Here is a 25407-nt window from a genome sequence, read left to right on the forward strand (position 1 = left end):
GGAACCGGTGTCCACCACGAACCCGCAGTCCGACGCCCTGCCCGGCTCCTCGGAGCCCGACGGCACCCCGGTCGCCCGCGCCCGGGCCCGCCGCCGGTCGAAGGCCCGCCGTCGCCTCGCCAATGTCGCCGGCCTGCTCGCCGCCCTGTTCCTGACCGGCGCCATGTACTCGGTGTTCTCGCCGGCGCAGGCCGCCGACGACGGCACGTCGGAGTCCGCCGCCGAGGCCGCGGGCCGCGAGCTGTACGAGCAGAGCTGCATCAGCTGCCACGGCTCCAACCTCGACGGCGTCGAGGGGCGTGGCCCGTCGCTGATCGGCGTCGGCGAGGCGGCCGTGTACTTCCAGGTGCACACCGGCCGCATGCCGCTGGTCCGTCAGGAGGCCGACGCCCACAAGAAGGAGTCGGTCTTCAGCGACGAGGAGATCGACCAGCTCATGGCCTACGTGCAGGCCAACGGCGGGGGCCCGACGGTCCCCTCGGGCGACCTGCGGGACGGCGACCTGGCCCAGGGCGGTGAGCTGTTCCGGCTCAACTGCGCCTCGTGCCACAACTTCGTGGGCCAGGGCGGCGCGCTGTCCTCCGGCAAGGCGGCCCCGAGCCTGCTCGACGCCACCGACCTCGAGATCTACACCGCGATGCTCTCCGGACCGGAGAACATGCCGGTCTTCGGCGACAACCAGCTGACGCCCGAGGAGAAGCGCGCGGTCATCAACTACGTGCAGACCATCACGGCGCAGGCCGACCCCGGCGGTGCCGGCATCGGCCGCGTCGGCCCGGTCGGCGAGGGCCTCGTGATCTGGGTCGTCGGGATCGGCGCCCTGATGTTCGGCATCTTCTGGATGGGGAGCAAGGCGTGAGTACCCGCGACACCCGCCCCGGCGCGGACGCCACTGGCGAGCTGTACGGCGGACCAGACGACGACTACACCCCCGAGCAGCTCGCGGCGATGGACCGCGAGGAGCTCGACCGCCTCGGCGCCCGGTACGACCACGTCGAGATCCTGCACGTCGAGCCCGGCCCCGAGCCCGGTTCGGCGATGGAGAAGCGGGCCCTCAAGCAGGTCGGGATGCTCTTCACCCTGGGTGGCCTGTTCGCTTTCCTGTTCGTCGCCGCCTACGTCGGCTCGGGCTGGTTCCTGCCCGACTGGCACTGGGAGGTCGACGAGGGCGGCTGGAGCGCGTTCTTCACGCCCGTCCTGGGCCTCTTCATGGGCCTGGCGCTGATCTGCGTCGGCGTCGGCTTCGTGCTCTTCACCAAGAAGCTGCTCCCGCACGAGACCGCGGTGCAGGCCAAGGAGGAGGGCTCGCACTTCGACCGCGTGACCACCGGCGGCACGTTCACCACCTGGGGTCACCGCAGCGGCCTCGCCCGCCGGAAGATGATCACCCGCTCCCTGCTGTTCATGGGTGGCGGTCTCGGGCTGATGCTGATCATGCCGCTCGGCGGGCTGATCAAGAACCCGAACAAGGGCAACCCGCTGGGCCAGACCTCCTGGCGCGAGGGCGTGCGGCTCGTCCGCGACGACGGCAGCCCGATCCGCCCTGGCGACCAGGAGCCCGGCTCGCTGGAGACGGTCTTCCCGGCCGTCGAGGGCGGCAACCGGCAGGCCGACGCCGCGACCATGCTCATCCGCCTGCGTCCCGAGCAGCTGGCGAACCTGCGGCCGCAGGACGGCCAGGCGGACTTCGGCTACGGCGACTACGTCGCCTACTCCAAGATCTGCACCCACGCCGGCTGCCCGGTCTCGCTCTACGAGCAGGAGACCAGCCGGATCCTGTGCCCCTGCCACCAGTCGCAGTTCGACGTCACGCAGGGCGCGAAGCCGGTCTTCGGGCCGGCCACCCGGTCGCTCCCGCAACTGCCGATCACGGTCGACGACGAGGGCTTCTTCGTCGCCCGCGGTGACTACCCTGAGGCCGTAGGCCCGACGTACTGGAACCGGGAGCGCATCTGATGGCCACCCGCACCGCCGCCTCCCCCGGGGCCCCCACGACGCGCCTGGGCAAGGGGGCCTACGAGCTCGACGAGCGCATGCACCTGACGCCGTGGATCCGGCGGACCCTCAACAAGGTCTACCCCGACCACTGGTCGTTCCTGCTCGGCGAGATCGCGCTCTACTCGTTCATCGTCCTGCTGCTCTCGGGCACGTACCTGACGTTCTTCTTCGACGCCTCCATGCAGGAGGTCGTCTACCAGGGCTCCTATGCGCCGCTGCGCGGCGTGGAGATGTCCGCGGCCTACGACTCGACGCTGCAGCTGTCCTTCGACGTCCGCGGCGGCCTGTTCATGCGCCAGGTCCACCACTGGGCGGCGCTGCTGTTCGTCGCGGCGATCGTCGTGCACCTGCTCCGGATCTTCTTCACCGGCGCGTTCCGCCGGCCGCGGGAGACCAACTGGCTCATCGGCGTCGTGATGCTGGTGCTCGCGCTGCTCATGGGCGTCACCGGGTACTCGCTCCCCGACGACCTGCTGTCGGGCACCGGCCTGCGCATCATCAGCGCGATCCTGCTGTCGGTCCCGGTCATCGGCACGTGGGCGCACTTCGCGGTGTTCAACGGCGACTTCGTCGGCACCGAGATCATCGGGCGCTTCTACATCGTCCACGTGCTGCTGCTGCCGGGCATCCTGCTGCTGCTGATCACCCTGCACCTGCTGATCCTGATCAAGCAGAAGCACACCCAGTTCCCCGGCCCGGGCCGCACCGAGCACAACGTCGTCGGCAACCGGCTCTTCCCCGTGTTCGCAGGCAAGGCCACCGGGTTGTTCTTCGTGGTGTTCGGCGTCTGCGCCGCGCTGGGCGGGCTCGTCCAGATCAACCCCGTGTGGCTCTGGGGCCCGTACAACCCGGCCCAGGTGTCGGCCGCGTCCCAGCCCGACTGGTACATCGGCTTCCTCGACGGGTCGACCCGCCTGTTCCCGCCGTTCGACATCAACCTGCCCGGTGACTACACGATCCCGGCGCTGTTCTGGCCGACCGTCGTCATCGCCGGCCTGATGTTCACGGTCCTGGCGCTCTACCCGATCATCGAGCGCAAGATGACCAAGGACGAGACGTCCCACCACCTGCTCCAGCGGCCTCGCGACGTGCCCGTGCGCACCGCTCTCGGGGCGATGGCGCTGACGTTCTACCTCGTGCTCATGATCTCCGGCGGCAACGACGTCATCGCCGACAAGTTCGACATCAGCCTCAACGCGATGATCTGGGTGGGCCGCATCGGCTGCATCGTGCTCCCGCCGATCGCGTACGTGCTCACCTACCGGATCTGCCTGGGCCTCCAGCAGCACGACCGCGAGGTGCTCGAGCACGGCATCGAGACCGGTGTCATCCGGCGACTGCCGCACGGTGAGTTCATCGAGGTGCACCAGCCCCTCGGACCGGTCGACGAGCACGGTCACGGCTCGCTGTCCTACGGCGGCGCTCCGGTGCCGAAGCGGATGAACCACGTGGGCGGCGCCCGCCGGGCAATCCGCGGGTTCTTCACGCCGATCGAGGAGCCGTCCCAGGTCGAGATCGAGGCGCGCGCCGAGGAGCGCGGCCACGCGACGGGCGAGCTCACGTCGTCGGGTCGCCCGACCGAGGGCGGTCGTCCCGCCGACGGCGGTCGGCCGCAGGAGCCTCGCGACTAGGTCGGCACACCCAGCAGCACCCAGAAGGGCCCCGGTGGACTCCACCGGGGCCCTTCTGCATGGCGCGGGGTAGGCGAGAGTGCCCTCCGGCCGCCGCCGCGTGTCGTTCGGCCCTGAGCGGCTCGTCCACCCGGGCCGACGATCAGCCCGGACGGAGGTGGACGATGTCATCCCTGGACCACAGCGACGCCCGGCCCTCTCCGGGCCATGACGCGGGGGCGTTGCGGCGGGCCTGGATCGCCGTCGCGCTCGTCCCGGTGTTCTTCCTGCCCGCACTGGCGCTCGGTTACGTCATGTACGACCTGTTCGGCTACGCGGCGGAGAGCCCCGCCGCGCCGCTGTGGGTCGACGTCGTCTGCGCACTGCCGCCGCTCGCGCTCTACCTGGCGCCCTGCGTCGCCGCCGTCGTCCTCGGCCGTCGTGTCTCCCGCGCCGGCGACCGCCGCGGTCTGGTTCCCCTCGCCGTCGGGGCGGGCGCCGGCCTGGCGCTCACCGTGCTCACGGTCGTGACAGTGATCAACAGCTAGCCGGGCCGAGCATTGGCCCCCACGCGGCCACTCGGCCCCCCGGATGGCCGGTTGCGGGCCACTGCCCGCCCAAGGTGGCCCGGAAAGACGAGGGCCCCGTCCGCAGGTGCGAACGGGGCCCTCGGCAGGACGGGGGTGCTCGGCGTCAGTGGGCTGCGTTCTGACCCACGTAGTACTCGAAGAGCAGGCCGCCGATGGTGACGAGCAGCGCCACCCCGGCGATGAGGATCAGCCAGGTGTAGAAGAACGCCAGCGCGATGCCCATCAGGCCGGCCGAGAGCGCGAGCGCGAAGGGCCAGTAGCTACCGGGGCTGAAGAAGCCCAGCTCGCCGGCCCCCTCGGCGATGTCGGCGTCCTTGCGGTCCTCCGGGCGGGCGTCGATGCGCCGGGAGACGAACCAGAAGAAGCCACCGATCAGCCCGGTCAGCCCGCCCGAGAGCACGAGCGCCGTGGTGCCGATGGGCTCCTGCGCCCAGAAGCCGTAGACGACGGCCGCGATGACGCAGGCCAACGCGATCACGTTGAAGATGAGCGCCTCGACCTTCATGGCCGTGCCTCCTCGTGGTTGCTCGTGGTGCGGACCCGGGACGAGATCAGATCAGCCACCGTTGGCCTGCTGCAGGTCCTGCCCGAGGTCGAAGGGCTGGGTGGTCGTGGCCTTGCCGGGCTGGCCGATCTCCTCGAGCGCCTCGAAGGTGGTCATGCCCTCCTCGCGGGCCTGCAGGTAGGCGTCGTAGTCGTCGCCGGAGACCGCGCGAACCTCGAAGTTCATGAACGCGTGGTAGGTGCCGCACAGCTCGGCGCAGCGGCCGACGTAGGCGCCTTCCTCCTGCACCGTGACCTCGAAGACGTTGTCGCGCCCGTTCTCGTTGCCCGGGATGACGTCGAGCTTGAAGAGGAACTCGGGCACCCAGAAGGAGTGGATGACGTCGGCCGAGGCGACCTCGAAACGGATCGTGCGGTCGGTCGGCAGCACGAGGATCGGGATCTCGTCGCTGGTGCCCACCGTGTCGACCGGCTCGCCGTCGGGGCCCTGGGTGTCGGGGTAGACGAACCGCCAGTTCCACTTGAACGCGTTGACGGCGATCGTCTCGTCAGGGTTGTCGCTGCGCTCCATCACCTTGTTCTGCACGATCACCGTGTAGAAGAACAGCGCCGCGATGATCAGGAACGGGGCGATCGTGTAGACGATCTCCAGCGGCAGGTTGTACGCCGTCTGCCGGGGCAGGTCGTCGCTGCGCTTCCGGTGGCGGACCACCGGGAACAGGATCAGACCCCACACCAGGATGCCGACGATCAGCGCGGCGATGACCGATCCGGTCCACAACTCGCGCATGTCGGTCGCCTGCTCGGTCACGCCCTCGGGCCAACCGAACCGCCAGAACTCGTTGTTCGGCATGGAGCAACCGGTGAGGGTCAGCACCCCCAGGAGACCGAGCGCGGCCAGCCGCGCGAGCCTGCTGCCTCGAGCCACTGCTCGCTGCCTCCTCGTCCTCCGCCCGGGCGGCCCGGGCGGTCCTCCGCGTGGTCCGCCGGCCGGTTCGGCCGACGGCGCTCACGCCGATCCAGTGTGGGGCGAGACTAGCCGACTCCGCTCGGCGGCTGACCACCGGAGACACGTTCCCGGCGGGTCGCCGCCGCGGCGGCCCGGATCACGCCCCGAGCGCGTCCGGTCCGCCGCCGCCGGCGGTTAGAGTCGGAGCGTGTACACCCGGCTGCTGACCCCCAAGTGGCTACTGCTCCACCTGCTCGTCGCCGTGCTGTTCGTGGCCACCTTCTTCCTCGGCTACTGGCAGCTGTCCAAGGCCGAGGCGGGCGGGGGCGCGGTCAACTGGAGCTACGCCCTGCAGTGGCCGCTGTACGGGTTCATGGGTCTGTGGTTCTACATCCGCATGCTCCGGATCGAGCTCCACCGCGACCCCGACGAGGGCGCCCCCGGCAACCAGGTCGTCCTGTACCAGCGGCCGCGGATCGACACGACCGGCGACCCGGAACTGGCCGCCTACAACGCCTACCTCGCCGAGCTCAACGAGCGCGCCCTCGGGCAGGGGCTCAGCACAAAACGGAGCAGCAATGGCCGCTGAGCGGACCGACACCTCGCGCACGACCGGCCGCGGCTCCGACCAGGCGGTGGCAGCCGCGCTGCAGCGCTACCGCTTCATGGCCAACGTCGTCGGCGTCCTGCTGATCGCGCTGATCGTCGTCGCCGTCCCGCTGAAGTACCTGGCGGACATGCCGACCCCCGTGCTGGTCCTGGGCACCGCGCACGGCTGGCTCTACTTCCTGTTCTTCCTCTCGGCGATCGACCTGGCGCTGCGCGCGAAGTGGAGCCTGAAGGGCACCGTCCTCACCGTGCTCGCCGGCACCGTGCCGTTCCTGTCCTTCTACGCCGAGCGGACGGCGACCCGGAAGACCCGCGCCGGCCAGCGCGTCTGACCCTGTGCCGCCCGCTCTCCTACCCCCGAGGACCTGCGCCTGATGTGTGGCCTGCTCGCCTACCTGTCCACCGACGCCGACCGCGTTCTCGACGACACGGTCGCGGGGGTGCAGGAGGCCCTGCACTGCCTGCACCACCGCGGGCCGGACGACACCAAGGTCTGGTGGGACAAGCGGGTCGTCCTGGGCTTCAACCGGCTGTCGATCATCGACGTCGACGGCAGCCCGCAGCCGCTCCCCTACGCGGGTGGGCGGTACCGGATCCTGTTCAACGGGGAGATCTACAACTACCTCGAGCTGCGCGAGGAGCTCGCGGCCGCCGGGGCGGTGTTCGCCACGGAGGGCGACACGGAGGCGATCGTCGCCGGGTACCACCTCTGGGGCGAGGACGTCGTGCCGCGGCTGCGGGGCATGTTCGCGTTCGTGATCTGGGACACCCACACCGGGACGGCGTTCGGCGCGCGGGACCCCTTCGGCATCAAGCCGCTGTTCCACGCCCGGCTGGCCGACGGCGGGATCGCGTTCTCCTCGGAGAAGAAGGCGCTGCTCGAGCTGCTCGGCGGCGACAAGGGCGCCGGCGGTGTCGACGCCGCCTCGCTCCAGCACTACCTGACGCTGCAGTACGTGCCCGAGCCGGCGACGCTGCACCGCGGGATCCGCCGGATCGAGAGCGGCACAACCTTCCGGGTCGCCGACGGCGAGCTGACCACCCGCCGCTACTTCTGGCCCGAGTTCCCGGTCCGCTCGGTGAGCCGGGACGAGCAGCAGGCCCTCTACGACCGCATCGCCGAGGTGCTCGACGACTCGGTGCGGGTGCACATGCGCGCCGATGTCACGGTCGGGTCGTTCCTCTCCGGCGGCATCGACTCCACCGCGATCGCCGCCCTGGCCAAGCGCTACAACCCCGACCTGATGACGTTCACGGTCGGCTTCGAGCGGGAGGGCTTCTCCGAGATCGACGTCGCCGCCGAGTCGGCGAAGGCGATCGGGGTCGAGCACATCACCAAGGTCGTGACGCCCGAGGAGTTCGCCGACGCCATCCCGCTGGTCGTCTGGTACCTCGACGAGCCCGTCGCCGACCCGGCGCTGGTGCCGCTGTACTTCGTCGCCCGCGAGGCCCGCAAGCACGTCAAGGTCGTGCTCTCCGGCGAGGGCGCCGACGAACTGTTCGGCGGGTACAACATCTACCGCGAGCCGCTGTCGCTGGCGGCCTTCGACAAGCTGCCGACCGGCCTGCGCCGGGCCCTGGGCACCCTGTCGACCCGACTGCCCGACGGCATGCGCGGCAAGGACCTGCTGCGCCGCGGCTCGATCCCCCTGGAGGAGCGCTACTACGGCAACGCGCGCATCTTCCGGGACGACGAACTGGGCTTCCTCGAGCGCCGCGATCCCGACCTGTCGCACGTGGCGGTGACCAGCGAGCTGTACCGGCGCACCCGCTCCGCCGGCTACGACGACGTGACGGCGATGCAGTACGTGGACCTGTTCACCTGGCTGCGCGGCGACATCCTGGTCAAGGCCGACAAGATGACGATGGCCAACTCGCTGGAACTGCGGGTGCCGTTCCTCGACCCCGAGGTGTTCGCGGTGGCGGGCACGCTGCCGGTGGACCAGCGGGTGACGAAGGCGACGACGAAGTACGCGCTGCGGCAGGCCCTCAAGCAGATCGTGCCGCCGCACGTGCTCAACCGGCGCAAGCTCGGCTTCCCCGTCCCGACGCGGCACTGGCTGGCCGAGGGGCTGCACGACTGGGCCCGGCAGATCATCGAGGAGAGCCAGACCGACGAGTGGCTCGACCGCAGACAGGTGCTGGCCATGCTGACCGCGCACCGGGAGAACCAGCGCAGCGGCTCGGCGGTCGACTACTCCCGCAAGCTCTGGACGCTGCTGGTCTTCATGGTCTGGCACGGCATCTTCGTCGAGGAGCGGATCACGCCCGCCGTGCCCGAGACGGTCTACCCCGTCCGGTTGTGAGAGACGGCCCGGCTCCGATGCGGAGCCGGGCCTTCGTCACGGTGTCCAGGTGAGCCGCCCCCGCGAGTGGCGGTGCCGCGACGCGGGGCCCGGAGGGTTCCCGGCGGGGTGCCGCGGACTCACTCGTCGCAACAGGGGGACGGCGCCTGGCCGTAGTGCGATCCGGAGGATCGCGATGTTCTAGTTGAAGCTGTCGCCGCAGGCGCAGGAGCCCTGCGCGTTGGGGTTGTCGATCGTGAAGCCCTGCTTCTCGATGGTGTCGACGAAGTCGATCACGGCACCGCCGAGGTAGGGGCCGCTCATGCGGTCGACGATCACCTCGACGCCGCCGAAGTCATAGGTCTGGTCGCCGTCGAGGAACCGCTCGTCGAAGAAGAGCTGGTACCGCAGGCCGGAGCAACCGCCCGGCTGGACGGCGATCCGGAGCCGCAGGTCATCGCGACCCTCCTGGTCCAGCAGCGCCTTGACCTTCGCGGCCGCGGGGTCGCTCAGGACGACGCCGTTCTGCACCGAGGTGGTGTCCTGCACCGACATGTTCCGTCCTCCAAGATCCGAGGGTGCCGCTGAGGCACGTCCTGCAGCGGAGCAACACGGCACGGACGTCGCCTGTTCCGCTGCGGCCCCTACTGTACGGCGCTCGAGGCGAGTTCCCAGAGCTGTGCGGGTGCACACGTAGACTTCGAGCTCGTGAAGCTCCGCCTGCCCGGCCGCCGCGACCGCGCCGAGACCACCATCGAGACGCCCTCGGACTCCGCCGCCGAGGCCGCCACCGGCACGGGCAAGGGCCGGCCCACCCCGAAGCGGAGCGTCGCGCAGGGGCGCCGTCCCGGTCCCCCGCCGCCCCCGCCGACCACGCGGAAGGAGGCCTACAAGCGGATGCGCGAGCAGCAGGCCTCCCGCCGAGCCGAGTCGCGCGCGGGCATGGCCCGCGGCGAGGAGGCCTACCTCCCGGCCCGCGACCGCGGCCCGGTGCGCAAGCTGGTCCGCGACATCGTCGACAGCCGCCGCAACGTCGGGAGCTTCTTCCTGGTCATCGCCGGCGTCGCGCTGATCGGCACGATCGTGCCCAGCATCGTGGTGCGCAACTACGCGAGCTACATGCTGTTCGGCTTCTTCCTGCTCCTGATCGTCGACTCGGTCGTCCTCAGCCGGAAGATCAAGGGCAAGGTCGCCGAGCGCTTCCCCGACGCGCCCAAGACCCGGGGCGTCGTCTGGTACGGCATCAGCCGGGCCACGATGATCCGGCGCTGGCGTTTCCCGAAGCCCGAGGTGCCCCTCGGCGCGGACGTCTGAACCGGCCCTCCTGCAGGGTCCCGCCGCGAGCTTGCGAGCGGTGGGGGGCAGGAGGGTCCTTCCACTAGCGTTGGCATCCGTGGAATTCCGACGCCTCGGCCGCTCCGGCCTGAACATCTCCGAGATCGCCTACGGCAACTGGCTCACCCACGGTGGCCAGGTCGAGGAGGATGCCGCGCACCGTGCGTGCGCGCCGCCCTCGACGCGGGCATCACGACCTTCGACACCGCCGACGTCTACGCCGGCACGAAGGCCGAGTCCGTGCTCGGCCGCGCCCTGGCCGGCCAGCGCCGCGAGGGCCTCGAGATCTTCACCAAGGTCTACTGGCCCACCGGCCCCGGCGCGAACGACCGAGGGCTGGGCCGCAAGCACATCATCGAGAGCTGCCACGCCTCGCTGCGCCGGTTGCAGACCGACTACGTCGACCTCTACCAGGCGCACCGCTACGACGAGACCGTCCCGCTCGAGGAGACGATGACGGCCTTCGCCGACCTCGTCCGGTCCGGGAAGGCGCTCTACATCGGCGTGTCCGAGTGGCGGGCCGAGGAGATCGCGGCCGGCGCCGCCCTGGCCCGCGAGCTGGGCATCCAGCTGATCAGCAACCAGCCCCAGTACTCGATGCTCTGGCGCGTCATCGAGGACGAGGTCGTGCCGACCTCGGAGAAGGAGGGCGTGTCGCAGATCGTCTGGTCGCCGCTGGCCCAAGGAGTGCTCACCGGCAAGTACCTGCCGGGTGAGCAGCCGCCGGCGGGCAGCCGGGCGACCGACCCGGAGGCGGGACGGTTCATCCAGCGGTTCCTCGCCGACGACGACGTCCTGACCCGCGTCCAGCGGCTGCGCCCGATCGCCGACGACCTCGGGCTCACCATGGCCCAGCTCGCCGTCGCCTGGGTGCTGCAGAACCGCAACGTGGCCGCGGCGATCATCGGCGCGACCCGCCCGGAGCAGGTGCACGACAACGTCAAGGCCGCCGGCGTCACCCTCGACGACGACGTCCTGAAGCGGATCGACGAGGCGCTCGGCGACGTCGTGGAGCGGGATCCGGCCAAGACCGCCCGCGGCTGATCACCCCGCCTTGACCCTCCACCTCTGGTGGAGGGTCAGGTGGCGGCGAGGCCCATCGGGCCGTAGACCTTCTCCTCGCCCTCGAACAGCGTGACCGTGGCGACCCCGCGGGCCAGCAGGTCACGCCAGTGCTCGCCCAGCCAGGACTCCGCGTCCCCCTGGTTCTCCGACTCGGGCACCTCCACCCCCACCGACGCGGGGTCGATGGTCGTTCCGGCCGGGTCCTCGAGGCGCCAGTGCCAGCTCATGGGAGGAGGCTAGTGACCGGGCGCGGTCGGTCGGCTCGTGCCCCAGATGTGACCGGTCACCGGATTACCGCCGTGCCTGCGAGGGCATGGACCTGCATCGACAGTCCGAGCGGAGGACACCGATGACAGCACCCCCCGAGCAACCGCGCGCCGGAGCGACGGCGGTGCCGGCCGACCCGGCCGACGCCTCGACCGGCCAACTGGTCGGCCGGCTCACCGAGCAGATCAGCACGCTGGTGCGCAACGAGGCGCAGCTGGCCCAGGCGGAGGTCACCCAGAAGGCCAAGCGTCTCGGCATCGGCGCGGGCCTGTTCGGCGGCGCGGGCCTGTTCGCCTTCTTCGGTCTGGCCACGCTGATCACCACGGCCGTCCTGGCCCTGGCGCTCGTCCTGCCCGCCTGGCTGGCCGCGCTGATCGTGACGGTCGTGCTGTTCGCGATCGCCGGGGTGCTGGCCCTGGTGGGCAAGAAGGACGTCGAGAAGGCGTCTCCCCCGCTGCCCACCGAGGCGATCGCCGGCGTCCAGGCCGACATCGCGACCGTGAAGCACGGGATCGCCCGATGACCGGGGCGAGCCAGAACGGTCATGCCGCCGACGACCTCGACGTCATCAAGGCCGAGATCGAGGCGACGCGGGAGCAGCTCGGGCGGACCGTCGACGAGCTCAGCGCCCGACTCGACGTCCCGGCCCGGGCCCGGGAGCGCGCCTTCCGGACGCGGGACACCGTCGTCGAGACCTACCGGGAGAGCCCGCCGGCCGTGATCGGCGCGGCGGTCGCCCTGGTGGGACTGGTGGTCGGGGTGATGATCTTGCGCAGGAAGCGTGCGACGTCGAAGCGTGGAATGGGGAGGAAGCGTTGAGCAAGCGCAACAAGGGAGAGGCGCCCAAGCACAAGGGGGCCAAGCTCGCCTACCGGCCCGTCGGCCTGATCGCCGGCATCGTGGCGGGGTCGGTGAGCGGCATCGTGTTCAAGCAGGTCTGGAAGGTGATCGCCAAGGAGGACGAGGCCCCGACGGCCCTGCAGAGCGAGTACAAGATGCGCGAGGTCGTCCTGGCCGCCGCCATCCAGGGCGCCATCTTCGCCGCGGTCAAGGCCGCGGTCGACCGCGCCGGCGCCCGGGGCTTCACCCAGCTGACCGGCACCTGGCCCGGCGACTGAAGCCCCCTGCGGGGCCGAGGAAGTCACCTCAACACAACCGAGGAGCACCGACGTGGGCGGCACCAGGCAGCGCGACAGCGCCGTCGACCGCATCCGGGAACGGGTCGAGGAGAAGGCGGCCCGGCGGGCCGCGGCGGCGAAGGCGGCCGCCGCGCCCAGGACCGCCGACCCGGATGCGCCCCCACCGGGATCCCCGAGCCCGGCCGAGCTGCCCGGCCTGCACGCGGAGAAGCCCACCGAGATCCCCTGGCGGGGCTGGAAGCAGATCGTCAAGCGGGCGTGGGCCGAGAACAAGGCCGACAACATGCCGATCATCGCCGGCGGTGTGGCGTTCTTCGGCTTCCTGTCGATCTTCCCGGCCCTGATCGCGATGATCTCCATTTACGGGCTGGTCGCATCGCCCGACACCGTGGCCCAGCAGGTCGAGGACCTCTCCGCCCAGCTGCCGGACGACGCCGCACAGCTGATCGGTGACCAGCTGAAGGCGATCGTCGACAACAGCGGCAGCGCGCTGAGCATCAGCCTGGTCGTCTCGATCCTCGCCGCGCTGTGGAGCGCGTCGGGCGGAGTGGGCAACGTGATCACCGCCGTCAACCTCGCCTACGACGAGGTCGAGGCCCGCAACTTCGTCAAGCTCAAGCTGACCTCGCTCGCCCTGACCCTCGGGGCGATCGTGTTCGTCCTGATCACGTTCGGTCTCGTCGCCGTCGTCCCCGCCGTGCTCGACGCCCTGCCGCTGGGGATCGTCGGCACGATCCTGGCCCAGGTCGCGCGGTGGGTCCTGCTGCTCGCCGTGTTCGCCGGGGCCCTCGCCATCCTCTACCGGGTCGCCCCCGACCGCGACGCGCCGCGCTTCAGCTGGGTCAGCCTGGGCGCCGTCGTCGTGACCGTCGTCTGGGCGCTGGTCAGCGTCGGGTTTGCCCTGTACGTGGACAACTTCGGGTCCTACGACAAGACCTACGGCGCGATCGCCGGAGTCATCGTGCTGATGCTGTGGCTGTACCTGACCTGCTACCTGGTGCTCCTCGGCGCGGAGATCAACTCCGAGGCGGAGCACCAGACCGCGCACGACACCACGACCGGCGAGCCACAGCCGATGGGCTCCCGCGACGCCACCATGGCCGACACGCTGCCCGAGAACCCCGAGCCGACGAAGGCCGACGCCGACCCCACCCGCCGGTAGTCAGAGGACTTCTCCCTCAGCGCACGTGCGACTCGACGAACGGCGGCTTGACGACGTCGACCGCCTGCGGCCGACCACGGACGTCGACCGCCACCTCGTCGCCCTCGCCGACCCCGGACGACGTGTCGAGCAGGGCCAGCGCGATGCCGGTGCGCAGGGTCGGGGAGAACGTGCCGCTGGTGACCTCGCCGATGCGGGCACCGGCGGCGTCGAGCACGTCCATGCCCGGCCGCGGGATGCCCCGGCCCGTCGACCGCAGCCCCCACAGCAGGCGGGACGGGCCCGCCTCCTTCTCGGCGGTGAGCGCCGCCCGCCCCCAGAACTCCGCCTTCTTCCAGCCGACCGCCCAGCCGGCACGCGCCTGGACGGGGGTGATGTCGTGGGACAGCTCGTGGCCGTGCAGCGGGTAGCCCATCTCGGTGCGCAGCGTGTCGCGGGCGCCCAGGCCGCACGGGCGGATGCCGAGGTCCTGCCCGGCGTCGAGGACCGCGTCCCACAGCTCGCCGGCCCGGTCGGCGTCGACGAGCAGCTCGTAGCCGTGCTCGCCGGTGTACCCGGTGCGGCAGACGGTCACCTCCGCGGCACCGTGCGCGCCGGTTCCGGTCACGAACGACATGTAGGCCAGCTCGCCGGGGACGCCGAGCAGCTCGATGACCTGCAGCGACTTCGGCCCCTGGACGGCGAGGACGGCGACCTCCTCGTGCCGGTCGGTCACCGTCACCCCCGCCGGCGCGGCGTCGGCCAGCCGGCCGAGCACCTCGGCGGCGTTGGCGGCGTTCGGGACCAGCAGCACGTCGTCGTCCCCTCGCAGGTAGACGATCAGATCGTCGACCACTCCCCCGGCCTGCGGGTCGCCGTCGGGCAGGCAGCACATCGTGTACTGCGCCTGCCCGGTGCCGATCCGGCCGAGGTCGTTGCTGAGGCACCGGTTGACGAACTCCGCCGCACCGGGCCCGCGCACGGTGCCCGTCCCGAGGTGGGAGACGTCGAAGAGACCGACGTGCTCGCGCACGGCGGCGTGCTCGGCCAGCACTCCACCCCCCGCGTACTCGATCGGCATCGACCAGCCGCTGAAGTCGGCGAGCTTGGCGCCGGCGGCGACGTGGCGGTCATGGAGAGGGGACGTCCGGGGAGTCACGAGAGGCACGCTAGCGGGGCCCATAAGATCGAGCCGTGCCGCCGACGATCACCGCCACCGACCACCCGCTGGAGAAGCTGACCGGGGACGCCGTCGTCGTCGCCGTCGGCAAGGGCCCCGACGGCCCCCTACCCACCCCCGGGGCGGAGGCGGTCGACCGGCTGCTCGGCGGCCGGCTGCTCCCGGCGCTCGCCGACCTGGGCGCGCGCGGCGGCGAGGACGAGGTCACCAAGCTCCCGACGTTCGGTCAGGGCCCGTTCCCGGTGGTCGCCGTCGCGGGGCTCGGCGCCCCGGACAGCGCCGGCGGCTACACGCCCGAGGCGGTCCGCCGCGCCGCGGGCGCCGCCAGCCGCGCCCTGGGCGGGCGACGTTCGGTCGTCAGCCTGCTCGCCGCCGTGGGTGGTACGCCCGACGCGGCCCGCCTGCACGCCGTCGGCGAGGGCGCGCTGCTCGGTGCCTACGAGTTCACCGCCTACAAGTCCGACCTGCCGGCCGACCGGCCGGTCCCGCCGAGCGACGTCACCGTCGTCGTCCCCGGCGCGGCCGAGGCGGAGACGGCGCTGCGCCGGGTCCGCGCCGTCGCCGACGCCGTCGCCCTGGTGCGCGACCTGGTCAACACGCCGCCCAACGACCTCTTCCCCGCCGAGCTCGCCGCCCGCGGCGCCGCGGCGGGCGAGAAGCTCGGGCTGACCGCGGAGATCCTCGACGAGGACGCGCTGGCCGCCGGCGGCTACGGCGGCATCCTCGCCGTCGGCTCCGGTTCGACCCGCAAGCCCCGCCTGCTCCGGCTGACCTACCAGGGCTCGGGCGCGCGCAAGAAGATCGCGCTGGTCGGCAAGGGCATCACCTTCGACAGCGGCGGCCTCTCGATCAAGCCGGCGCTGAAGATGGAGGACATGAAGAGCGACATGGCCGGGGCTGCGGCCGTGATCGCCACCGTCTGCCTCGTCGCGCAGCTCGGCCTCCCCGTCGAGGTGATCGCCACCGTGCCGATCGCCGAGAACCTGCCGAGCGGCACCGCCTACCGGCCGGCCGACGTGGTCACCTTCCGCAACGGCAAGAAGGCCGAGATCACCAACACCGATGCCGAGGGCCGCGTCGTCCTCGCCGACGCGATCGCCCGCGCCGCCGAGGACCGCCCGGACGCGCTGATCGAGACCTCGACCCTCACCGGCGCGCAGCTGGTCGCGCTCGGCACCCGCACCGCCGGCGTCATGGGCACCGACGACCTGCGCGACGCCGTCGTCGCGGCCGGCAAGCGGGCCGGGGAGGGCATGTGGCCCATGCCGCTGCCGGCCGAGCTGCGCAAGGGCATGGACTCCCCCATCGCCGACTTCGTGAACTCCAACGCCGACCGGATGGGCGGCATGCTCGTCGGCGGTCACTTCCTGGCCGAGTTCGTGCCCGACGGCCTCCCGTGGGCGCACATCGACATCGCCGGCCCGAGCTACAACACCGGCTCGCCGTGGGGCTACACGCCCAAGGGCGGCACCGGCGTCCCCGTGCGCACCCTGCTCGCGACGATCGAGGGCCTCATCGCCGGCTGACCTACCGGACTTTCTGTACAGGAAGTCCGTTCAGTCGAGGCGGTTCGACTTCTGGCGGGCGGACCAGTCGCGCATCCGCTGGGGGTAGCCGGTGACCTGCGCGTCGTAGACCGGGATGGCCAGGTCGCGGGAGAGCTTGCGGGCGACGTCGGGGCCGTCGATGCGCCGTCGCGTCCACTCGCCGTCGGCGGCGACGAGCACGATCGTCGTCTCGGTGACGGCGGTGCGTGGCTCCACGTAGCCCTCGACGCCTCGGCGGCTGGCCACGAACTGCTCGAGGTGGGTCAGGTCGGCGCGCTGCGAGCCGCGGTCGAGCGTGCCGCGGCGGGCGTCGTCGCCGGGCGAACCGCGCCGGCCACGCAGCCGGTCGAACAGCCCCATGTCCTGCTCCCTCCGCCTCCGAACGCCTGTGATCACCACAGTGGTCGGCGCATGGCTCGCGATGGGCAACGGTGCTCCGGGCCGCACCGTTCCCGGAGTGGCAGGATGAGCAGCAGCCCCACCCGTCCGAGCGGGATCCCGCCCGCAACAGAGGAGCATCCGTGAGCGCACCTTCGTCCCCCGCCGACCTGGTCATCCTCGGTGGTGGCTCCGGTGGCTACGCAGCGGCGTTCCGCGCGTCCGAGCTGGGCATGAACGTCGTCCTGATCGAGAAGGACAAGGTCGGCGGCACCTGCCTGCACCGCGGCTGCATCCCCACCAAGGCCCTGCTGCACGCCGGCGAGGTGGCCGACCTCGCCCGCGAGGGCGAGCAGTTCGGCGTGAAGACCACGCTGGCCGGCATCGACATGGACGGCGTCAACTCCTACAAGGACGGCGTCATCTCCAAGCTCTACAAGGGTCTGCAGGGCCTGGTGAAGGCCCGCAAGATCACCTACGTCGAGGGCGAGGGCCGGCTGACCTCCCCGACGACGGTGGAGGTGAACGGCGAGAGCTACGAGGGCAAGCACATCCTGCTGGCCACCGGCTCCTACGCCCGCAGCCTGCCCGGCCTCGAGATCGACGGCACCCGCGTCATCACCAGCGACCACGCGCTCAACCTGGACCGGGTGCCCGCCTCGGCGATCATCCTCGGCGGCGGGGTCATCGGCTGCGAGTTCGCCAGCGCCTGGAAGTCCTTCGGCGTCGACGTGACCATCGTCGAGGCCCTGCCGCACCTGGTCCCGCTCGAGGACGAGTCCTCCTCCAAGCTGCTCGAGCGCGCGTTCCGCCGTCGCAAGATCGGCTTCGAGCTGGGCAGCCGCTTCTCCGGCGTGCAGAACACGGAGAACGGCGTCAAGGTCTCGCTCGAGAACGGCAAGGAGATCGAGGCCGAGCTGCTGCTCGTGGCCGTGGGCCGCGGGCCGGTGAGCGAGGGCCTCGGCTACGAGGAGGCCGGGGTGCAGATGGACCGCGGCTTCGTCCTGGCCGACGAGTACTGCCGCACGAACGTGCCGACCATCTCCGCCGTCGGCGACCTGATCCCGACCCTCCAGCTGGCCCACGTCGGGTTCGGCGAGGGCATCCTCGTCGCCGAGCGGCTGGCCGGGCTCGACCCCGCGCCCATCGACTACGCCGGCGTCCCGCGGATCACCTACTCCGATCCCGAGGTCGCCTCGGTGGGCCTGACCGAGGCCCAGGCCAAGGAGAAGTACGGCGAGGTCAAGACGCTGACCTACGACCTCGCGGGCAACGGTCGCAGCCAGATCCTCAAGACCACCGGCGCGGTCAAGCTGATCCAGGCGCCCGACGGCCCGGTCGTCGGCATCCACATGGTGGGCAGCCGGGTCGGCGAGCTCATCGCCGAGGCGCAGCTCATCTACAACTGGGAGGCCGAGGCCGACGACGTCGCCAGCCTCATCCACCCGCACCCGACGCAGAGCGAGGCGCTCGGCGAGGCCCACCTGGCCCTCGCCGGCAAGCCGCTGCACGTGCACGGCTGACCTTTCCTCCCCCACCCCCCGCCCCACGCCTGAAGGAGTCCTGCCCCGATGCCGACGTCCGTCACCATGCCCGCCCTGGGCGAGAGCGTCACCGAGGGCACGGTCACTCGCTGGCTCAAGCAGGAGGGTGAGCAGGTCGAGGTCGACGAGCCCCTCCTCGAGGTGTCGACCGACAAGGTCGACACCGAGATCCCGTCCCCCGCCGCCGGTGTGCTGAGCAAGATCCTGGTCGCCGAGGACGAGACCGTCGAGGTCGGCGCCGAGCTCGCCGTCATCGGCGGCGAGGGCGACGGCGGTGGCGGTGCGGCCGAGGCCTCCGCTCCCGCGCAGGAGGAGGCGCCCGCCCAGGAGGAAGCGCCCGCCGAGGAGGAAGCGCCCGCCGAGGAGGAGGCGCCCGCCGAGCCGCAGCAGGAGGCCGCCCCGGAGCCGCAGCCGGCAGCGTCGTCCGGCGGTGGCGGTGGCGACGGCGAGGGGACCGCGGTCACCATGCCGGCGCTCGGCGAGAGCGTGACCGAGGGCACCGTCACCCGGTGGCTCAAGGCCGTCGGCGACGAGGTGACCGCCGACGAGCCCCTGCTCGAGGTCTCCACGGACAAGGTCGACACCGAGATCCCGGCACCGGTCAGCGGCACCCTGCTGTCGATCAGCGTCAACGAGGACGAGACCGTCGACGTCGGCGCGCAGCTCGCGGTCATCGGCACGGGCTCGGCGGGCGGCGCGGCCGCCCCCGCGCAGCCGAAGCAGGCGGAGGCCCCCCAGGCCGAGGAGCCCGAGGCGCCGAAGGCCGAGGAGCCCGAGGCCGAGGCACCGAAGGCCGAGGCACCGAGGGCCGAGCCTAAGCAGGAGCAGCCGGCACCGGCCGCGGCGGCGGAGAAGCCAGCGCCCGCTCCTGCCGAGCAGGCTCCGAGCGGTGACGGCGGCGGTGCCTACGTGACCCCGCTCGTGCGCCGGCTCGCCGCCGACCGCGGTGTCGACCTCAGCGCCGTCTCCGGCACCGGCGTCGGCGGTCGCATCCGCAAGCAGGACGTGCTGGCCGCCGCCGAGAAGGCGACAACTCCCGCAGCTCCTGCGGCCTCCGCGGCGTCCGCACCCCGCACCCCCTCCCCCGCGGCGATGCCCGACACCTCGGTGCGGGGCCGCACGGAGAAGCTGTCCCGGCTGCGGGCGGTCATCGCCCGGCGCATGGTCGAGTCGCTCCAGGTCAGCGCCCAGCTGACGACCGTCGTCGAAGCCGACGTCACCCGGATCGCGACCCTGCGGCAGCAGGCGAAGAAGGACTTCGAGGCCCGCGAGGGAGTCAAGCTGTCCTTCCTCCCGTTCTTCTCGAAGGCCGCCATCGAGGCGCTCAAGGCGCACCCGTCGGTCAACTCGTCGATCGACCAGGAGGCCGGCACGGTCACCTACCACGACACCGAGAACCTCGGCGTCGCGGTGGACACCGAGCGCGGGCTGCTCGTGCCGGTCATCCACGACGCCGGTGACCTCAGCCTCGGCGGGATCGCCCGCAAGATCGCCGACCTCGCCGAGCGGACCCGGACCAACAAGATCACCCCGGACGAGCTCGGGGGCGGCACGTTCACGCTGACCAACACCGGCAGCCGCGGCGCGCTCTTCGACACCCCGATCATCAACCAGCCGCAGGTGGCGATCCTCGGCGTCGGTTCGGTGGTCAAGCGCCCGGTGGTCGTCAACGACCCGGAGCTCGGCGAGGTGATCGCCGTCCGGTCGATGGTCTACCTGGCGCTGACCTACGACCACCGGATCGTCGACGGCGCCGACGCCGCCCGGTTCCTCACGACCGTGCGCGAACGCCTGGAGGCCGGCCAGTTCCACGGCGAGCTGGGTCTGGCCTGATCACCCCGGACGGGGCCTCGGCGCGAGCCGGGGCCCCGTCCGCGTCTCCCGCCGACGTGCGCATCACCCGGAGGACCACGTGAAGATCGCCGTCACCGGCGCGTCAGGCATGATCGGCGGCGCCCTCCTGCCCGCCCTGCGCGAGCACGGGCACGAGGTCCTCACCCTGGTCCGCCGAACCCCGCGCAACGTCGACGAGCACCGGTGGGATCCCCAGCACCGCCGCATCGCGCCGGACCTGCTCGCCGACGTCGACGCGGTGGTCAACCTCGCCGGGACGCCGATCCGGCCGCGCCCGTTCACCAGCGGCTACAAGGCGCGCCTGCTCGCCAGCCGGCTGGACGCCACGACCACCATCAGCGAGGCCATGGCGGCGGCCGCAGCGGCCGACCCGGGCCGCGCGCGGGTGCTGCTGTCGGCCTCGGCCGTCGGCTTCTACGGCGACACCGGATCCCGCGTCGTGACCGAGAAGGACCCGGCCGGGGCTGACTTCCTGGCCCAGGTCTGCGCCCAGTGGGAGGCGGCGACCGCGCCGGCGGAGGCTGCCGGCATCCGGGTCGCGCACCTGCGCAGCGGGCTCGTGCTGGGTCACTCGGCGATGCTGGTGCAGGTCCTGGGCACGGTGTTCCGGCTGGGTCTCGGCGGGCGCATGGGCGACGGCAAGCAGTACTGGCCGTGGATCAGCCTGGCCGACGAGATCGGGGCGATGGAGCACCTGCTCAACGCCGACGTCTCCGGCCCGGTCAACCTCACCGGACCCGTCCCGGTGACGAACGCCGAGTTCACCGCCGAGCTCGGCCGCCAGCTCCGCCGGCCGACCGTGCTGCCCGTGCCCGCGTTCGCCCTGAAGCTGGCGCTCGGCGAGTTCGGCCGCTCCAGCGTCGTCGGCGGGCAGCGTGCCCTCCCGACGCGCCTGCAGGAGTCGGGGTACCGGTTCACGCACACCGATCTGCCCTCGGCCCTGCGGGCAGCGCTGGCGAAGGGCTGACCGCCGCCCCTCATCCAGCCATCCCGGCGTCCTGGATCCGCCATCCGTCGGGGGTCTGCGCCAGGACGAGGCGCACGGTCGCCTCACCGCGCCCCGGCTCCGTGCGCAGCGCCGGCCCATCCGGGTCAGCGGCGGCCACGACGTCGTAGGCCCCCCACCGGTCGACGAGCACCAGTTCCACGCGGCCGACCCCGAGCGTGACCGCGTCCACCCGCACGACTGACGGCGCGAAGCCCCGGAGTGCCTCTCCTGCACCGGCGAGCTCCCGCACATAGGCCTCGTCGGCGGCCAGGAGCACGCTGCCGGCTGCATGGACGGCGGCCAGCGCGTCGGGCGAGGCGGCCGCGAACGCCGCCGCCCGGCGCGCGTACAGCTCCGCGACCAGATCCGCCCACTCCGCGGGACTCCCGGCCGGGTCCTGGCGGTCGGCCGCCGTCTCCTCCTCCGGCGTCTGCTCCTCCGGCGCCTCCCCTTCCGGTGGCCCCGGCACCGCCGTCGGGGCCGTCGGCGCGCTGGTCGCCGCCGCGGTGGTCGCCGCAGCAGCCACCGGAGTCGGATCCCCCGCGACCGGCTCGCCCCACCGCGCCCCGAGCCAGCCGGCCACCATCAGACCGGCCGCGACGACGGCGAGCACACCGGTGCGACCGGCCAGCGACCCGGAGATCCGGCCGAGACGGTCACGCAGCCCTGCCCAGCGCCCGGGTATCGCATGCTCCACCACTGCCGGCGCCGGCCGCGGGCGGCGGCCGGGGACCTGGTGAGTGAGCTCGGTGCGGGGGCCCCGACCGGTGCGCCCCAGATCGGCGTCCGGCACGCCGTGCACGGGGAGGCGTACGGGTTCCGGCCGGCAGGCGTGCCGGAGGTCGAGCGCGAAGGCGGCGGCGGAGCCACGGTCGTGAGGGTCGGCGGACAGGCCGCGCTCGATGACGGCGATCAGCTCCGGCGGCGCGGACGCGGCCAGCTCGGACAGGTCGGGGAGGTACCCGGCGGCCGCCACGGTGAGCGTGTCGGCGGGGGTGGCGGGGTTCCACGGCGCGATCCCGGTGAGCGCGTGGAACGCCGCGGCCGCGACGCCGAACACGTCCGACGCCGGCCCCGGAGCTCCGCCTCGGGCCACGGTCGGGTCGACGTAGGGCGGGGTGACCTCCGCGGCCGCGACCTCGCCGAGCACGCGGGCCACTCCGAGATCGGTGAGCACCGGGCGGCCCTCGCCGGTGAAAACGATGTTGCCCGGCGACAGGTCGCCGTGGACGACGCCGTTCTCGTGGGCGTGCGCCAGTGCCGCAGCGACCGGCGCGATCGCGGTGACCACCTCCCCTGGCCGCAGGCGGCCCCGCCGCGCCAGCAGGGCGGCCAGGCTCCCGCCCTCCAACAGCTCGAGGACCAGCGCGACGCGTGCGGCCCCGCCGCGCCGCGGCTGGTGGACGACCTCGATCAGCCGCACCAGGTGCGGGTGGTCGAGCTCACCCAGCAACGCCGCCTCGCGGGCCTGCCGCTCGGGATCGCCGTCGACGAGGACCTTGACCGCCACCGCCGGGCCGCCGCGACGCGGGACCGCCCGCCAGACCTCGCCGGACCCGCCCCGCCCGATCAACGCCTCCAGCAGGTAGCCGGGCACCACGGGCGGCTCGACGGCGGGATCGGCTGCGGACATGACCGGGAACCGTAGGCGGATCGCGCGGTCACCCGCTCCGGTTGTCCACAGGCCGGCGGCGGTCCACAGGACCAGCCCTGCCGGCGCTCGGGGACGTGGAGGTCTATAGCGTCGGCACATGCCCGTCCCGACCCGCGCCGAGGTGGTCGTCGTGGGGGCCGGGCTGGCCGGCCTGTCCGCCGCCATTCGGCTGCGCGCCGCCGGTTGCGACGTGCAGATGCTGGAATCCGGCGGGCACGCCGGCGGGCGGCTGGCCACCGACCGCATCGACGGCTTCGTGGTCGACCGCGGCTTCCAGGTGCTCAACGCCGGCTATCCCCGGGCCGCCGACCTCGACCTGCCCGCGCTCGAGCTCGGCTGGTTCCTGCGCGGGGCGGTGCTGCGGGTCGACGGCCGGGTGCACCGCGTCGTCGACCCCCGCTCGCGGCTCGCCGCCGCTCCGGGCACGATCGCCGCGCCCCTCGGATCTCTGCGCGAGAAGGCCGCGCTCCTCGCCTTCTCCCTGCGCGCGGGGTACTCGCCCGTGCGCCGGTCGCTCCGCCGTCCCGATCGCCCAGCGGAGCAAGCGCTGCGGGATGCAGGCATCGGGGAACAGGCACTGGAGCGATTCCTCCGCCCCTTCCTGGCCGGAGTCCTCCTCGAGCGCGAGCTGGTCACGTCCGGCCACTACGTCGATCTGCTGTGGCGCAGCTTCGTCCGCGGCAGGATCGGCCTCCCGGCGGGCGGCATGCAGGCCATCGGTGCCCAGTTGGCGGCGCGGGTGGGCGCCGACCGGGTGCACCTGGACACACCTGTGCGATCGGTCGCGCCGGGAGCGGTGACCACCGACGAGGGCGTCCTCCGGTCCGACGCCGTCGTCGTCGCGACGGACCCGGGCACCGCCGCCCGGCTCCTCCCCCGCATCGAGGCGTCCGCGCCGCGGCAGGTGACCACCCACCTCCACGTCCTCCCGGCGTCCCCCTGGCACGAGCCGCTCATCGTGCTCGGCCAGCCGGGGGGCCGCCTGGTCAACAGCGTCGTGCTCACCGACGCCCAGCCGCGGTACAGCCCCGACGGACGGGCACTGGTCGCCAGCTCCACCCTCTGCCCCACGTCCGAGGCCGAGGTGCGCGCCGAGGTCGCCGCTGCCCACGGCGTCGGCAGCAGCGATCTCGAGCACCTGACGACCGTCACCGTCACCGGCGCCCAGCCCGCCGCGCTCCCGCCGCTGGCCCTCCGACGGCCGGTCGATCTCGGCGACGGCATCTACGTCTGCGGTGACCACCGCGACACCCCGTCCATCCAGGGCGCCATGGCCAGCGGCGCCCGCACGGCCCGCGCCGTCCTGAGGGCGCTGCGCCCCTCCGCCGTCCCCCGAGGAGCCTGATGCCCGCCTCCGCCCCGACGATCCTCGCCACCAGCATGGGCTTCGCCAGCCGCGGCCGAGGGCCCTACGACTGGGCACCCGGTCCCGTCTTCGACCTCGCGTTCGAACTCGCCGGGGCACCCGAGCGGCCACGCGTCTGCTACCTCGGCACCGCCACCGGCGACGACCCCGTCCGGGTGGCCGGGGTGTACGGCGCGTTCGCCGGCAGCGCCGTCCAGGTCAGCCACCTGAGCCTGTTCACGATGCCGACCGTCCCCGACATGAGAGCCCACCTGCTCGCCCAGGACGTGATCTGGGTGGGCGGGGGCAGCGTGGCGAACCTGCTGGCCGTTTGGCGTGTGCACGGTCTCGACGAGATCTTCCGCGAGGTGTGGCAGGCCGGCGTCGTGCTCGGCGGGGTCTCGGCGGGCTCGCTGTGCTGGCACGTCGGTGGGACGACCGACTCCTTCGGCCCCGATCTCCGCCCGGTCACCAACGGGCTGGGGCTCATCCCGACGTCCAACGGCGTCCACTACGACTCGGAGGAGCAGCGGCGCCCGCTCTACCACCGGCTGGTCGCCGACGGCACGCTGCCGGGCGGGCACGCCACCGACGACGGCGTCGGGCTGGTCTACCGCGGCACCGAGCTGGTCGAGGCGGTGGCCGACCGGGCCGACGTCGCCGCCTACCGCGTCGAGCGGGGGCCCGCCGGCACGGCGGTCGAGACCCGCGTGGAGCCGCGTCGGCTCGGGTGAGCGCGGCCTACGCTGAGGGGGTGAGCGAACTGCGGATCGTGCGCGCCGGCCTCGTCCCCTACGAGGAGGCGTGGGCGCAGCAGCGCGAGTTCCACGCCGCCCGGGTAGCCGGGGACGGGCCCGACACGCTGCTCCTGCTGGAGCACCCGCCGGTCTACACGGCCGGCAAGCGCACCGAGCCGCACGAGCGGCCGTTCGACGGCACGCCGGTCATCGACGTCGACCGCGGCGGCAAGATCACCTGGCACGGCCCCGGTCAGCTGGTCGGCTACCCGATCGTGCGGCTGGCCGACCCGGTCGACGTGGTCGCCCACGTCCGGCGGCTCGAGTCGGCGCTCATCGACGTCTGCACCGGGCTCGGGCTGGCCACCGACCGGGTTGAGGGGCGCAGCGGCGTCTGGGTCCGGGCGGACGACCGCGGCCCTGATCGCAAGGTCGCCGCGATCGGCGTCCGCGTCGCGCGGGGCGTGACCATGCACGGCTTCGCGCTCAACTGCGACCCCGACATGCGGGCGTTCGCGAACATGATCCCGTGCGGGATCGTCGACGCCGGCGCCACGTCGCTGACGGCCGAGCTGGGCCGCGACGTCCCCGTCGCCGAGGTGATCGACGCGGTCGAGGCAGCGATGCGCAACATCCTCACGGCGACGGCCGCCGTCCGCTGAGGGGCCGCATCCGCGATCGCGGCCCC

Annotated in this window: 27 protein-coding genes; 20 read left to right on the top strand and 7 right to left on the bottom strand. The window is 72.5% G+C overall.

The genetic code is table 11. The features are described from left to right. Positions 1-7 precede the first annotated feature (7 nt). From qcrC to ABD644_RS13145, 4 genes are all read left to right on the top strand, one after another. Positions 8-859 carry a cytochrome bc1 complex diheme cytochrome c subunit gene (qcrC, locus tag ABD644_RS13130; RefSeq protein ID WP_344689360.1) on the top strand — a complete coding sequence of 284 codons (852 nt, stop codon included), beginning with the start codon at positions 8-10 and terminating at the stop codon, positions 857-859. Then, positions 856-1956 (top strand): cytochrome bc1 complex Rieske iron-sulfur subunit, encoded by a 1101-nt coding sequence (gene qcrA / locus ABD644_RS13135; RefSeq protein ID WP_344689361.1) that lies wholly within the window; start codon positions 856-858, stop codon positions 1954-1956. The genes qcrC and qcrA overlap by 4 nt, the downstream gene beginning before the upstream one ends. Next, positions 1956-3629, top strand: a complete 1674-nt coding sequence (gene qcrB / locus ABD644_RS13140; RefSeq protein ID WP_344689362.1) for a cytochrome bc1 complex cytochrome b subunit — start codon at positions 1956-1958, stop codon at positions 3627-3629. Before qcrA ends, qcrB begins: the two co-directional genes overlap by 1 nt. Positions 3630-3793: 164 nt before the next feature. Next, a complete protein-coding gene (locus ABD644_RS13145; protein ID WP_344689363.1) occupies positions 3794-4156 on the top strand; it encodes a hypothetical protein in 363 nt (120 codons plus the stop codon). A gap of 145 nt (positions 4157-4301) precedes the next feature. Here ABD644_RS13145 and ABD644_RS13150 read toward each other — a convergent pair whose 3' ends face one another. Next, positions 4302-4703: a cytochrome c oxidase subunit 4 gene (locus ABD644_RS13150; protein WP_344689364.1), complete on the bottom strand. Its 402-nt coding sequence runs from the start codon at positions 4701-4703 to the stop codon at positions 4302-4304. A gap of 51 nt (positions 4704-4754) precedes the next feature. Then, on the bottom strand, positions 4755-5630 hold the full coding sequence (ctaC, locus tag ABD644_RS13155) for an aa3-type cytochrome oxidase subunit II (protein WP_344689365.1): 876 nt from the start codon (positions 5628-5630) through the stop codon (positions 4755-4757). 229 nt (positions 5631-5859) lie between these two features. Here ctaC and ABD644_RS13160 point away from each other — a divergent pair, with 229 nt between their 5' ends. The 3 genes from ABD644_RS13160 to asnB are packed head-to-tail and all read left to right on the top strand — an operon-like array spanning position 5860 to position 8566. Beyond that, positions 5860-6240, top strand: a complete 381-nt coding sequence (locus tag ABD644_RS13160) for a metalloprotease (protein WP_344689366.1) — start codon at positions 5860-5862, stop codon at positions 6238-6240. Further along, entirely contained in the window at positions 6230-6592 is a 363-nt protein-coding gene (locus ABD644_RS13165) for a DUF3817 domain-containing protein (RefSeq protein WP_344689367.1), read from the top strand. The genes ABD644_RS13160 and ABD644_RS13165 overlap by 11 nt, the downstream gene beginning before the upstream one ends. A 42-nt stretch (positions 6593-6634) precedes the next feature. Continuing rightward, entirely contained in the window at positions 6635-8566 is a 1932-nt protein-coding gene (gene asnB / locus ABD644_RS13170) for an asparagine synthase (glutamine-hydrolyzing) (RefSeq protein ID WP_344689368.1), read from the top strand. 180 nt (positions 8567-8746) lie between these two features. Here the strand turns inward: asnB and ABD644_RS13175 are convergent, their stop codons facing one another. Next, positions 8747-9100, bottom strand: coding sequence for a HesB/IscA family protein (locus ABD644_RS13175; RefSeq protein WP_344689369.1), 354 nt, complete (start codon positions 9098-9100; stop codon positions 8747-8749). Between the two features lie 153 nt (positions 9101-9253). On the opposite strand from ABD644_RS13175, the gene ABD644_RS13180 reads away from it, so the two are divergent. Together ABD644_RS13180 and ABD644_RS13185 are read left to right on the top strand one after the other, a co-directional pair. Next, on the top strand, positions 9254-9859 hold the full coding sequence (locus ABD644_RS13180) for a DUF3043 domain-containing protein (RefSeq protein ID WP_344689370.1): 606 nt from the start codon (positions 9254-9256) through the stop codon (positions 9857-9859). A 186-nt stretch (positions 9860-10045) separates the two neighbouring features. After that, positions 10046-10924, top strand: a complete 879-nt coding sequence (locus ABD644_RS13185; RefSeq protein WP_344689371.1) for an aldo/keto reductase family protein — start codon at positions 10046-10048, stop codon at positions 10922-10924. Positions 10925-10959: 35 nt separating this feature from the next. On the opposite strand, the gene ABD644_RS13190 is transcribed toward ABD644_RS13185, so the two are convergent. Then, the gene (locus ABD644_RS13190) at positions 10960-11172 is read right to left on the bottom strand and encodes a hypothetical protein (protein ID WP_344689372.1); all 213 of its coding nucleotides are present in this window, start codon (positions 11170-11172) and stop codon (positions 10960-10962) included. A gap of 122 nt (positions 11173-11294) precedes the next feature. Between ABD644_RS13190 and ABD644_RS13195 the strand changes: the two genes are divergently transcribed. From ABD644_RS13195 to ABD644_RS13210, 4 genes are read left to right on the top strand one after another with little or no spacing between them, the layout of a single operon-like run. Then, positions 11295-11735 carry a phage holin family protein gene (locus ABD644_RS13195; RefSeq protein ID WP_344689373.1) on the top strand — a complete coding sequence of 147 codons (441 nt, stop codon included), beginning with the start codon at positions 11295-11297 and terminating at the stop codon, positions 11733-11735. After that, positions 11732-12031 carry a DUF3618 domain-containing protein gene (locus ABD644_RS13200; protein ID WP_344689374.1) on the top strand — a complete coding sequence of 100 codons (300 nt, stop codon included), beginning with the start codon at positions 11732-11734 and terminating at the stop codon, positions 12029-12031. The genes ABD644_RS13195 and ABD644_RS13200 overlap by 4 nt, the downstream gene beginning before the upstream one ends. Next, positions 12028-12330, top strand: a complete 303-nt coding sequence (locus tag ABD644_RS13205) for a DUF4235 domain-containing protein (RefSeq protein ID WP_344689375.1) — start codon at positions 12028-12030, stop codon at positions 12328-12330. The genes ABD644_RS13200 and ABD644_RS13205 overlap by 4 nt, the downstream gene beginning before the upstream one ends. A 52-nt stretch (positions 12331-12382) precedes the next feature. After that, positions 12383-13513, top strand: a complete 1131-nt coding sequence (locus tag ABD644_RS13210) for a YihY/virulence factor BrkB family protein (RefSeq protein ID WP_344689376.1) — start codon at positions 12383-12385, stop codon at positions 13511-13513. Between the two features lie 16 nt (positions 13514-13529). On the opposite strand, the gene gcvT is transcribed toward ABD644_RS13210, so the two are convergent. Further along, positions 13530-14651 carry a glycine cleavage system aminomethyltransferase GcvT gene (gene gcvT / locus ABD644_RS13215; protein WP_344689377.1) on the bottom strand — a complete coding sequence of 374 codons (1122 nt, stop codon included), beginning with the start codon at positions 14649-14651 and terminating at the stop codon, positions 13530-13532. 35 nt (positions 14652-14686) lie between these two features. Between gcvT and ABD644_RS13220 the strand changes: the two genes are divergently transcribed. Next, positions 14687-16198, top strand: a complete 1512-nt coding sequence (locus tag ABD644_RS13220; protein ID WP_344689378.1) for a leucyl aminopeptidase — start codon at positions 14687-14689, stop codon at positions 16196-16198. Between the two features lie 30 nt (positions 16199-16228). On the opposite strand, the gene ABD644_RS13225 is transcribed toward ABD644_RS13220, so the two are convergent. After that, entirely contained in the window at positions 16229-16579 is a 351-nt protein-coding gene (locus ABD644_RS13225; RefSeq protein WP_344689379.1) for an oxidoreductase, read from the bottom strand. Between the two features lie 161 nt (positions 16580-16740). Between ABD644_RS13225 and lpdA the strand changes: the two genes are divergently transcribed. From lpdA to ABD644_RS13240, 3 genes are all read left to right on the top strand, one after another. Continuing rightward, positions 16741-18120 carry a dihydrolipoyl dehydrogenase gene (gene lpdA, locus ABD644_RS13230; RefSeq protein WP_344689382.1) on the top strand — a complete coding sequence of 460 codons (1380 nt, stop codon included), beginning with the start codon at positions 16741-16743 and terminating at the stop codon, positions 18118-18120. Between the two features lie 48 nt (positions 18121-18168). Beyond that, the gene (sucB, locus tag ABD644_RS13235) at positions 18169-19974 is read left to right on the top strand and encodes a 2-oxoglutarate dehydrogenase, E2 component, dihydrolipoamide succinyltransferase (protein ID WP_344689383.1); all 1806 of its coding nucleotides are present in this window, start codon (positions 18169-18171) and stop codon (positions 19972-19974) included. Positions 19975-20053: 79 nt separating this feature from the next. Beyond that, complete coding sequence (locus ABD644_RS13240) at positions 20054-20962, top strand: TIGR01777 family oxidoreductase (RefSeq protein WP_344689384.1); 909 nt, start codon at positions 20054-20056, stop codon at positions 20960-20962. A gap of 10 nt (positions 20963-20972) precedes the next feature. On the opposite strand, the gene ABD644_RS13245 is transcribed toward ABD644_RS13240, so the two are convergent. Continuing rightward, positions 20973-22616: a serine/threonine-protein kinase gene (locus ABD644_RS13245; RefSeq protein WP_344689385.1), complete on the bottom strand. Its 1644-nt coding sequence runs from the start codon at positions 22614-22616 to the stop codon at positions 20973-20975. 118 nt (positions 22617-22734) lie between these two features. Between ABD644_RS13245 and ABD644_RS13250 the strand changes: the two genes are divergently transcribed. The 3 genes from ABD644_RS13250 to lipB are packed head-to-tail and all read left to right on the top strand — an operon-like array spanning position 22735 to position 25381. After that, positions 22735-23982 (top strand): NAD(P)/FAD-dependent oxidoreductase, encoded by a 1248-nt coding sequence (locus ABD644_RS13250; RefSeq protein ID WP_344689386.1) that lies wholly within the window; start codon positions 22735-22737, stop codon positions 23980-23982. Next, positions 23982-24716 (top strand): Type 1 glutamine amidotransferase-like domain-containing protein, encoded by a 735-nt coding sequence (locus tag ABD644_RS13255; protein ID WP_344689387.1) that lies wholly within the window; start codon positions 23982-23984, stop codon positions 24714-24716. Before ABD644_RS13250 ends, ABD644_RS13255 begins: the two co-directional genes overlap by 1 nt. Positions 24717-24736: 20 nt before the next feature. Then, positions 24737-25381 carry a lipoyl(octanoyl) transferase LipB gene (lipB, locus tag ABD644_RS13260; RefSeq protein ID WP_344689388.1) on the top strand — a complete coding sequence of 215 codons (645 nt, stop codon included), beginning with the start codon at positions 24737-24739 and terminating at the stop codon, positions 25379-25381. Positions 25382-25407 lie beyond the last annotated feature (26 nt).

Source organism: Blastococcus jejuensis, assembly GCF_039534705.1.
GTDB classification, from domain to species: Bacteria; Actinomycetota; Actinomycetes; order Mycobacteriales; family Geodermatophilaceae; genus Blastococcus_B; species Blastococcus_B jejuensis.